Below are 11,671 nucleotides of genomic sequence, written 5' to 3' on the forward strand. Positions count from 1 at the left end.
TGAAGATTCCAGCGGTGGGCTGGAAATTACATTGAATTACCTGTTTAAAACCTGTGTCGGACAGGTAGGAATACAACCCGAAATATTTTGGGAATTCTCATTTGCTGAAGTAGTACTAGTAATCCTCGGATTTACCGAATTACAAAACGCAAGAGAAGAGGCCCAATGGAAGCGAGTTGATTTCCTGAACCAAGAACAATGGAACTCAGCACGATGGAGCACGGCAGCATTAATGTCATCTTTTGGTGGTGAATCAGTAGACCCCAAAAAACTATTAAAACTACCGTGGGATGCCGAAGAATCCGAAGAGTTGATTGTTGAAAACCTCATGACAAAAGAAGAACTGGAAACATGTGCCAATGCCTGGGGAATAGATTTAGAGAAGTATGAATGGTAAAAAAACAATAGCATCATTAACCGTAAAGATTGCAGCCAATGCCGCAGCCTTTATGAGTGGTATTGAGAAAGCGCAAAAGAAAATGCAACGCTTTTCGCGCAAAATGGAACGTACTGGAAAAAGTATGGCCCGAAACTATACCGTACCAATGGCAGCCATTGCCGCCGCTGGTGTTATGATGGCTAACAGTTTAGATGTATCATTCTCGAAAATCGAAAACCTTGTTGGTATTGGAGGCAAGGCATTAACCGAGCTTAAACATGAAGTAAAAGCCATTTCTTCAGAAACAGGATTGATGCAGCAAGAAATGAGTGAAGCCTCATTTGTTGTAACCTCGGCAGGTCTGCGAGGTGCTCACGCCATGAATGTTGTGAAGATGGCGGCAAAAGCCGCCAATATCGGACTGGGCGAAACCAAGGAAATTGCACGAGCCGTAACCGCCGTTATGCAAGCCTATGGCCCCGAAATGATGAGCGCAGCACATGCCACCGACACCCTAACCGCCATTGTTCGGGAAGGGAATTTGGAAGCAAGCGACCTTGCACCAACACTGGGGCGTGTAGTTGGTATGGCCGCACAGTTGGGAATCTCCTTTGAGGAGGTAGGTGCCAACATTGCCACCTTTACCCGATTAGGAGTTGGAGCCGAAGAGGCCGTTGTTGGCCTGCGTGGTGTTATGTCGGCATTAATAAAACCAACCGCCGAAAGTAAAGAAGCCTTGAAATCTATTGGCATGACCTTTGCCCAGTTGCGCGACCGAGTGCAAAAGGGTGGTTTAGCAAATGCGCTACGAGTGCTGATGGAGAAATTTAGAGGCAACGATGAAGGCTTGTCGAAGCTGATACCAAATGTCAGAGCACTCGCAAACGTGCTTGGTACAGCTGGCGCACAAGCCGAAAATTACTCACAAATTGTTACCAACCTAAACAACGCCAACGGCATTGTAGATGAAGGATTTAAAAACGTTTCGAAAACCGCCGATTTCAAATTTAGAACGGCCCTTGTCAATTTAAAAACCGCAGGCATTGAACTCGGAAAAACCCTAATGCCAATAGCCACACAATTGGCCGATATTGTATCGGGTGCAGCAAAATGGGTTGCAAACCTGGACGAAACCACACGCAAGTGGATTGTTGGAATAGGATTGGCAGTAGCTGCAATTGGCCCATTGTTGATTGTGGTTGGGAAATCGGTATCCGTTATAGCTTCATTGGCTGGAGCCATAAAAGGTTTTATGGCGGTTGGTGGAGCCATGAGTGCCATTATTACACCAATACCAGCCTTATTGCTTGGCGTTGCCGCTGCCATTGGTGCAGTAGTTATAGCACAAAAACAATGGGGCAAGCAATCGGCTTCAGAAAAATTAAAATCGGAACGAACAGAATTAAACCTGTTGGTTAAATCATTAATCACCGCCAACGATAATGAAAGTGCTCGCGCTACAATCATTAAAGAAATCAATGAAAAATACCCTGCATTTTTAAAAGGGATAGATACCGAAAAAGTTGGATTAGACGAAATCAAAAAGCGATTAATACTGGTGAATGATCAGTATAAAGATAGAATTCGCTTAATGATTATACAGGAAGATGCAGCCGCAAAAGAAAGTGAATTAAACTCATTGTATCGCAAACAAGCCGATCACATCAAAACAATAACCGAGTCGTTTACTCACATGCGAAAAAATGCAAAAGTAGATGGCTATTTAAGCGATTTAGGAAGACAAGCCGAAACCTTCGAGGAAATCATAAGAGCATTAAAGCAAAGCTCATCCGAGGGTGATCCGATATATATGATGGCTGAAAAAGCTGAAAAGAAGCAAGCAGAGTTAAATCAGGAAATACAAAAAACAGAAAGCGCATATGAAGGATTGCTAAACAAACGCCTTCATATGGAAACTTTGATTGCCGATAAAATTAAAGAGCAAGGCGATTTACTAAACGAACAAACAAAGATTGTTCAGAATCAAAGCAGTTCGTCATCATTCGAAAAAGACAGGAATTATTTACAAGGCAATGAAGTTACCAGCGGTGTAACAGGCAGCGGAAATCGATTTGCTTTGGATTTATCCGGAATGAAAGCACAAATGGAGTGGGTAAAGAAAACACGCGACGAACTTTTAAACATTACTGTAGAAATCAATCAGGCATTTCAATCAATGGTAATGGGCATTGTCGATGCCTTCTCAACCAGTTTGGAAGCCATAGGCGCAGGCACAGGAAACTTAAGCGACCTTTTCAATAACATCCTGATATCAGTAGCAGATTTCTGTATATCATTTGGTAAATCATTGATAGCCGCAGGTGTGGCAGCCATTGCCTTTAAATCATTATTGGCAAATCCGTGGGCCGCCGTAGCCGCTGGAGCTGCATTGGTAGCCGCTGCCAGTGTGGTTAAGGGAATATTGAGTGCAGGACCAGGAGGCGACACATCTGGAGGAAATACAATGAGCATACAAGCAGGCCCAGTTGCACCAGCCTATGCAGGAAACGCAGCTAGTGGATATCCTGACAGAATTGAATTGTATGCCAAAGGCGATGCATTGAAAGGAGTAATTGATCAAACCAATAAACGAATAGGCTACACAAGATCATGACATACGGCAAAAGATGGCATATTGAATTCGATACCCGATTAAAAGGGAAATGTGAGGTAGATATATTTCAAAAAAACTATACCGGTTCGGTTGAGTTGGTTGAGAAATACACTGCCGATCCGTTGGTACTATCCGCTGGTGATGTATCCGACAATCCATTTGAGCCATTACAAGGCAGCGACATTCTGCTAAGTCTGGTTACCGAAGAACGCTTGCGATTCAGCGAAATGTTTTCTGCCGATATGAAAAAACACTATTGCGAAGTAAAGTACGATGGTGTTTTAGATGGCAAATATTGGTTTGTGGTAGACCTATACAAAGAGCCATACAACAAACCACCATTTGCAGTGAATTTACGTGCCGTTGATGGTATCGGTTTATTAAAGAATTTAACTTTTGATTTGCGAGGAAATCAAACCATTAAAAACACCATAAAGCACATACTCGATAAAATCGGATTTGATTTGCAAATTGATGTAGTAAATGAAATTTACGAAGTATCGAGCGGCAGCAACATCCATTTTTTAGATACCCTTAAAAAGTTTGATTATCTCGATGATAAAGAAGATGCAACCTATTGCGATGAGATCCTAGAACAGTTGCTATTGTCGGCAGAAAGCAGGATGATGCAACGCGAGGGCAAATGGGTAATTGAGCAAATTCCCGAATTAGACAAAGTGCACACCCTTCGGCATTTCGATTCCAATTTCAATCCGTTGGCAAACGAGCAAGTAGATTTAAGTATACAAACCACCGACCAACACCAAAGCAATTTTTGCAAACTAAAAGTTGCAGGAGCACAGTTGGAAGCCTTGCCATCATGGAAACAATTTGGATTAACACAAAATTATTATAAGCTAGAAAACAGCTTGCGAAATGGTGAGATTACTGAAAAAACATTCGATCAAGCAACCGAAGAGGAAGTAGTTCACACCTTGCCTATTTTCAGGAGAGATCCAGACACCTTTGAACCAATATGGGAAAATCGCCCAGTTAGTAAAGGCTTCAAATACTATTTGCACAACTGGTGGCTAACACATCCAGGATACAAGCTGGAGCATGAAGGCGTATTACTTTACGAACTACCAACAGTTGATAACTATGCGGTGGAAATGCACCACGAAGATTTGGTAGTCCGTAGCTCTTACGATGCATTCGACTTAGAACTTGAATTTACAATTGGTAAAATAGTTTATAACACATATACAGGCTTAGGCACTTGGGAACCAACTCGCGGAGATGTAAAATTTAACGTTAGAATTACCGATGATTTTGTAAATCCCACTTGCGAATCGTATCTGGGCAAAGATGGATGGAGTGCCACACCTGTTGATATCCTTTGGGAAGATATACACAACACCGAATTAAGCAATACATTTAAACTAAACATAAGATCGCACAGTGTACCACAAGATGGAAAATTTATAATACAACTATGGTCAGCAAAATGGGGTGATTTCCCAACTTTATTCTTTAAAAAAGCAAGTATAAAATTTTTAAATTCTAAATACGAGCAATACGAAGATAAAGTAGAATCGGTTGTTGTTGTTGATGGTAGAAACAATCTAATACCAACTACATACGAATTAGATTTTGTTGACCTTCCGGATTTTCCAAATACATTAAATGCATTTGCGGGCGGCATGTTGCTTTCAAACGGATGGCATACGAAGCTATGGCAGTACAATGGTAAACAAGATAAATTGGCAAACCTTATGGCATTGCAATATGTGGCAGGATTTGCGGTGCCGCGATTTAAAATTAATGCAAACTTATATTCAGATGTACTGCACCGAGGAAGCATATTGAGTGATGTTGGAAGTGGCGACCGTAAATTTTTAATGGGAAAATGTTCCTATTCAGCACGTAACTCGGAGTGGAGCGGTGTTGAATGGTTAGAATTACCAACCTACCCAATAAAAGGAGAACTGGAAGCAATGTTTATCGGCAGTATTTCCGATTCGGTTTTAAATGTGTTTGGCCCTAATGCAATTGATGATGGCAATTACATCATATTTCCGCAGCTTACAAAAGATGTGTTTGACATTACCAATGCAAGCTATTGGCATACCGATTTTCAGAACCTTGCCGACTTTGATCCAGCACAACCACGCCGATGGAAAAAGACCTGGTTAAGTGGCCCTGAAATTATTGAGTATGCATTACCAGAGGTTCAAAAGTATTTATTCTTTAAAGATATTGAAGGCGACGAGCTGCAAACCAGTATGCCAATAATGGTTTACAGCAGCGACCAAACAGCAAACCAAGAAACAATCGAAGAATTTTTGGAAGGGTATTTTTGGTTGTATGATGGTGCCGATCTATTGGAAGATAACGGAAGTGTATTAATTGAAAATATTTAGATATGGGAGTTACAAGAAAAGATATATCGACTGTTGAAGAATTGTTACACGAAGATGTAAATAGAAAGTTGGATGCTGAAGGAAGGGGAATAACGAATATTAAAATAGATTTAGAAGATAAAAAAAGCTCTTTATCTATAGATGCTCTGCAATCATTGAATCATTCGGTATTCAAAAATACAGCATTTATTAACACCGGAAATACAAATCTAACACCTGTAATAGTTAAAGAAATAAACCAATTTATACTTGGTTTAGAGATAGTGTCTAATGTCAAAATAGAATTGTTAATAAGTAAGTTTACCAAAGTTTATTATTTGGGCAGATTTATTACCATTGAATTTTCTGTAGAGTCTTCTCCAGGAGTATTCGAAAAAGTTGCTTCTTTTATGGGGGCTTCTAACTCACACACAGGAATCAAAAATCATAAATTAACCATAGAATCAACCTATAGAGATTTATTAAAAGGTGATATCATTCTTAATTGGGATGTATTGAACCTTGACACTTTGTACAATGCTATAACTGATAGTACTTTAAAATCTTTTGATTTTTATGGTGTAAATCCTGCTGTTGTGAGAATGCAAATGCATAAAGTTAGTGATAGTATCGTGCTTGATTCAGCCATAAAAAAGATAGTCTTTTTTGATAAGGATGATTTTAAGCAATATTCTATCAAAACATTCTCTTTCAATGAAAATAATCAACTGATTATTGAGTTCAGAACTTCTGAGAATACAACTACATTCAGCGCGATTACCAAAACGTTAGAAGGTGTAGGTGTTCAAAAAGTTCAATTTTCTAGTGGTTATATTCTAATAGATGTTGATTATTTGGTTGCCAATAACATTTCCTTTTCTGGGAAAAATTATAATGTGGTAACTGAACATCAGGATAAATATACTAAAGAAATATCCGCAGGGTTAGAATTCACGCCAAAGCTAAATGGAGAGGATTTGTTTTTACATGATTGTGGAAAAAGATCAGATATGTTCTATGTGAGTTTGGGAAAGAAATTATACAAGACAGATATAATTAAAGACAATTACTTGGATAGTGACATTGATAGTTCTTTGTTTTTGGTGACAGAATGCCCAGACGCACTGTGTGAAATGATAACCGACGCTCAGGAGTTGGATAACGGAGAGGTTATTTATTGCGCCAATGTATCTCATACGCAAGGGGCTAACACTACTTTACATGGAGTGATTTATAAATCTGATCTTAATGGAGTAAGCACCAAGCAGTTTTCATTGAGTTGGGTTTACACATCACACCCCGATAGCTCTCCCACAATTAAAGGTGGAACACTTACGGATGTGTGGTCATTCGATAACTATAAAAATGTGGTGATCATCTCAGAACGTGCAGATCAGGGCGTAGGCGGTCGAGTATGGGCAAGTAATGACTATGGAAATTCTTGGCGAGTAATTTTCAATCCTCACAAATCCACAAGCGCAGGGGCATATCCTTTAATGCACCCTTCAGGCTGGGATTATTCAGAATTAGATGCCAATTATCCTGAAAAACGAGATTTTGAGCGCCCTGTTGCTGGCACTGCCTCTTACCCTTATTCATACATGCACGTTCATGCGGTGTGTTATGACTGGGTGCATAACCGAATATATGTAACAACAGGGGATTCTACGTGGATAAGAGGAAGTTACACAGCAATTTGGTATTGCGATGACTGGAATACCGCACCGGATTTAGCAGGTGGTACGGCAAGTGGATCTAATCCGATAAAATTAAAAGATACCACATGGACAAGGATCGGTTTGTATCAAGATGAAAATCTTCTTGGTGAAAATCTTCAATTCACTACACTCAAGTGTATAGGTGAATGGATATTACTTGGAAGTGATTGCGGTGGGGGAAATGGTGTTAATGGCTTGTTTAAACTCAAAAACGATTCTGCGCCTACTACCAATAGTCTTTATTCTATATATCAATTAAGTGCAGATGATGAAAGTTTGTTAACTCATGCAGGTAGTGGAGCTGTTACAAGGGATGGAGATTTCTTCTTTTTCTGTTTTCATCGAGAAGCAACAAACTTCGATCCTGACACACAGGACAATAAAAGAGAAGCTTATATTCTCTTATCTGCTGATGGTGTAAATTGGCGCAGGGCATGGCTTGATGATACTTTAGATGAGAATCATAACACAAAAATAACATGGGGGATGCAGATTTATAGAAATAGCAGAGGAGTAACTTACCTACGCTATACTGATCAGAAATCAATAGATAGAACTTTGAGAAGATTATTTTAATGAAAACATTCTACCTCCACAGATTCGAAAAAACCGACCAAGGCACAATAGGCATATGGGCCTGTCCTGCTTTGGGTTTTTCTTGTTTCGCCCTCGAATTACCTTGGCGAGATAACAAGCAAGGTTTGTCGTGCATTCCACCTGGTACTTATACAGTAGTGCCACGTTGGTCGCGTAAGTACGGATATCATTATCATGTTACTGGAGTAAAAGGCAGAATGCTGATACTAATACATCCGCTGAATTTTGCAGGCGACAAAACCAAAGGATACAAAACACACTCGGCTGGTTGCATAGGTTTGGGCCAAAAGCATGGCTGGTTAGCTGGTCAACGTGCCATACTCAATTCAAGAGTTACGGTAAATAAGTTTAGAAATTTAATGAATAATCAACCCTTTAAATTAACAATCACATGAGTTTAATTGGAGATTTTATCAATTCAGCTGGAGGCGGTGTACTCACTGGTTTAATAGGAAACTTTCTAACAACATTTGCAAATATTAAAATGCAGAAGTTAAAGAACCAGCACGAAATTGCAATGGTTCAAGCCAACACCGAAGCCATGAAAGCCGAAACTGAAGCCAACATTCAAATAACAGAAACACAAGTGCAAGGCGAGTTGGCTAAATCGGACAATGAAATTTACCACGAAGCCATAAAGCAGGAAGGCAAGCGAAATATAAGCAATGAAATAATTGCAAAACTATTCGATTCCCCTTGGACTACTTGGCTAGGCTGCATTTTAGTTTTCCTATTGGGCATTGTCGATTTTTTGAAAACTGCCATTCGCCCAGGACTAACAATCTACTTTGTAATCCTAACATCGTGGCTTACATGGATAGCCTACAACATCATTGTTGATGCTGGCGAAGTAATGACAGCTGAAGAGGCAGTAAGCATTTTTAAAAACCAAGTCAACCAGATTGTTTACCTCACAGTAACCTGTGTTATTTGGTGGTTTGCCGACCGACGAAATGCAAAATTTCAATACCGTTTAAACGATGGTAATTTAAGAAAATAATCAAGGTTCGAAACCAACAAACCACATCCCAAACAGGCACAACATTTTCCAAGTGAACACGTTTTTTTTCATGTCTGTTTGATTTTTGAAGGCCATTGAATTGTAATTTATATGCATTCTTGCGATACCATTGTAGTACCGTATTAAATGTAAGTATTGATTTTATTGATATAGTTATAATTCTGGCTGGATCACGAAAGGGTAGCAATTTGCTACCCTTTTTTGTTTTATATCCTCGCAATTAAAATATCTGGCTTACATTAATTGCTAAGCAATAAATAATAAAAGAACATCTGCTGTGCCAATCTCTTAACGATTGTATACACATTATCGAACACCCTAAGTAAAATACAGGCAGACAAGTTCTCTTCTTAAAGAACAATCAATATTCTTCTGCAATTTGCCTTAATGCTATTTTTAATCATTACAAATAAGAATCTTAAGAGCTGATTATTCATTCATCCTGTATCAGTAGCAAACACGAACAACTTAGTGTACTTTTTACAATTAGATTATCGAATACGATTGCTGAAAATCGAAAAACACTTTTTGTCAATATCAAAAAAGGTTATACATTAGCATCAAAACACACTTAGTGTATTTTTTACACATACCAATTACGAAACTAATATATCACTAATTACAACAATGATACCTCGAACTTTAAACGACTATATATCTGTAGACTGTGTGATTTTTGGCTACAACGACAACGAACTTCAAGTGCTACTTGTAGAACGAACACTTACAAATGAATCTACAAAAGAAATTGAATTTACTGATCTTACTTTAACAGGAAACCATATTTACGAAGACGAAACCATTGAAGATGCTGCTTACCGTGTTTTGTTTGATCGAACTGGTCTCGACAATGTTTACCTGGAACAATTTAAAGCATTTGCTCATCCCGACAGATTAAAAAAAGACAAGGACAGAAAATGGCTAATCCATGATGGTCGGGATCCGGATAAAAGAATCATTTCAATTGGATTCTTCTCTTTAATCTCCACTCGCGATATCATTGTTGAATCAAAATGTGGCATTGCAAAATGGATTCCTTTATCAGAGATTGGCGAGTTGGCTTTCGATCACAATCAAATTGTTGATGAAGCGCTGAAGGCTCTTCGCAACAAAATAAAACACGAACCTATTGGTTTCGAACTTCTTCCTGAAAAATTTACACTTACAGAATTACAAAATGTTTACGAGGTGGTTCTGGGCACAGAATTAGACAAGCGCAATTTCAGAAAGAAAATTGGTCGAATGAAATATCTAATTCCTTTAGATGAAAAACAAAAAGGAGTTGCTCACAAACCCGCTCGCTTGTACATGTTTAGTAGAGATGTTTACGAGAAAACCAAGAAAGAAATGTTTGATTTTACTGTCTAGACTCTATGAATACATCCCGAAAAATATCAATTCAAGAAAAAATAGCTTATGCCTTAGGTGATGGAGCTGCCAATATCGCCTGGCGTGGGGTAGCAACCTTTCTCTTTATTTTTTACACTGATGTATTTGGTATTGCCCCTGCTACGGTTGGTTTACTTATGCTGGTAGCAAGATCATCCGATGGTATAAGTGATGTATTAATGGGAATTGCAGGTGACAGAACCAATACCAGGTATGGAAAATTCCGGCCCTGGATTTTATTTACGGCTATACCGCTTGCTGTAATTTTATCATTATTATTTACGGCTCCAAATCTAAGCAATACCGGCAAAATTATATATGCCTATACCACCTACATACTTTTCACTTTAATTTATACTGCCAACAATATTCCATATGGTGCATTAATGGCTGTAATGACTGGTGATGACAAGGAAAGAACAAGTATTGGATCATATCGAATGGTTGGTGCTTTTGCGGGTGGCATGTTGGTACAGGGAGCTTTGCTTTTTCTTGTTGCACATTTTGGAAACATCAATCCAAGAATCACAGTTGAAGAATTGGCAAGCGAAAAATATCATGTAATTGTTTCCTCCGAAAGCGATGTTGAAAATGTGAATATCAAGACCAAAGATGGAATTGCTCAGTTCGCATGGGATACAAAACAGGTAAAAGAAAACACTCCATCTCAAAGTATAAGTTTTAGCATTGAAGCAAATAAGGAATATTCATTTATTGCAACCGGCGAAAGCAATTTAAGTCAGGATAAAATTATTGTTATTGATCAAAAAAGTGGTTACAGTAATTCCATTTACCTCATGTCTGGATTCCTTGCTATCTTCATGATTATCACTTTTTTGAATACTAAAGAAAGAGTGCAACCTCCCAAAGAACAACGGAATAATCTTTGGAAAGATTTAAAAGATTTGATCCACAATAAACCTTGGCTGGTTTTGCTAACAATTGGTTTGCTTTTCAGCATTTACAATTCCATTAAACAAGGAATTGTGGTGATCTATTTCACTCATTATTTACACAATCAATTGCTGGCAGCTTCTTTTATGGTAGCCTTAATGTTTGCATCAATTGCAGGTGCTATGATTACTGCTCCATTAAGCAAAAAAATTGGCAAGAAAAACTTATTTATTCAAGCCCTGATTTTCTCAGGAATTACCAATGCGGCCATATTTTTCTGTGGACCGAATGATACAACTGCCATTTTCACATTGGGTATTGTTTCTGAGTTTGCAGCAGCCATATTCCCTACTCTGTTCTTTGCCATGTTGGGGGATGCAGCTGATTATTCTGAATTCAAAAACGGACGCAGAGCCACTGGCTTAATATATTCAGCTGGTTCCTTTGCTACCAAGTTTGGCGGTGGAATTGCAGGAGCAATTATCGGTTTTATTCTTGCTGCTTTTCATTACAACGGACAAGATCAGGTAGCCATTCAAAATGCAATTCCGGGAATAAAAATGCTAATGAGTTGGGTACCTGCAATAATTGCAATCTTGGGAGCATTGTTTATGACAATATATCCATTGAATCAAAATAAGATGAACGAAATAACTACAGTATTGGGCCAAAGAAGACTTGTAGAACAAAATAAAAAAGTAAATATTTAAACTTAGA

Annotated in this window: 8 protein-coding genes; all 8 read left to right on the forward strand. The window is 38.6% G+C overall.

The window, feature by feature from the left end:
• Positions 1 to 31 precede the first annotated feature (31 nt).
• The 8 genes from BXY64_RS18380 (at position 32) to BXY64_RS18415 (ending at position 11,664) form a co-directional block, all read left to right on the forward strand.
• Positions 32 to 397, forward strand: a complete 366-nt coding sequence (locus BXY64_RS18380; RefSeq protein WP_120241442.1) for a hypothetical protein — start codon at positions 32 to 34, stop codon at positions 395 to 397.
• The gene (locus BXY64_RS18385) at positions 387 to 2,993 is read left to right on the forward strand and encodes a phage tail tape measure protein (RefSeq protein ID WP_120241443.1); all 2,607 of its coding nucleotides are present in this window, start codon (positions 387 to 389) and stop codon (positions 2,991 to 2,993) included. Before BXY64_RS18380 ends, BXY64_RS18385 begins: the two co-directional genes overlap by 11 nt.
• The gene (locus BXY64_RS18390) at positions 2,990 to 5,356 is read left to right on the forward strand and encodes a hypothetical protein (protein WP_120241444.1); all 2,367 of its coding nucleotides are present in this window, start codon (positions 2,990 to 2,992) and stop codon (positions 5,354 to 5,356) included. The genes BXY64_RS18385 and BXY64_RS18390 overlap by 4 nt, the downstream gene beginning before the upstream one ends.
• A gap of 2 nt (positions 5,357 to 5,358) precedes the next feature.
• The gene (locus BXY64_RS18395) at positions 5,359 to 7,629 is read left to right on the forward strand and encodes a hypothetical protein (protein WP_120241445.1); all 2,271 of its coding nucleotides are present in this window, start codon (positions 5,359 to 5,361) and stop codon (positions 7,627 to 7,629) included.
• Positions 7,629 to 8,045 (forward strand): DUF5675 family protein, encoded by a 417-nt coding sequence (locus tag BXY64_RS18400; protein ID WP_120241446.1) that lies wholly within the window; start codon positions 7,629 to 7,631, stop codon positions 8,043 to 8,045. The genes BXY64_RS18395 and BXY64_RS18400 overlap by 1 nt, the downstream gene beginning before the upstream one ends.
• Positions 8,042 to 8,650 (forward strand): hypothetical protein, encoded by a 609-nt coding sequence (locus BXY64_RS18405; RefSeq protein WP_120241447.1) that lies wholly within the window; start codon positions 8,042 to 8,044, stop codon positions 8,648 to 8,650. The genes BXY64_RS18400 and BXY64_RS18405 overlap by 4 nt, the downstream gene beginning before the upstream one ends.
• Positions 8,651 to 9,298: 648 nt before the next feature.
• Positions 9,299 to 10,039: an NUDIX hydrolase gene (locus tag BXY64_RS18410; RefSeq protein ID WP_120241448.1), complete on the forward strand. Its 741-nt coding sequence runs from the start codon at positions 9,299 to 9,301 to the stop codon at positions 10,037 to 10,039.
• Positions 10,040 to 10,044: 5 nt separating this feature from the next.
• Positions 10,045 to 11,664, forward strand: coding sequence for an MFS transporter (locus BXY64_RS18415; RefSeq protein WP_120241449.1), 1,620 nt, complete (start codon positions 10,045 to 10,047; stop codon positions 11,662 to 11,664).
• The last annotated feature ends 7 nt before the right edge of the window (positions 11,665 to 11,671 follow it).

Source organism: Marinifilum flexuosum (assembly GCF_003610555.1).
In the GTDB taxonomy this organism is placed as follows: Bacteria; Bacteroidota; Bacteroidia; order Bacteroidales; family Marinifilaceae; genus Marinifilum; species Marinifilum flexuosum.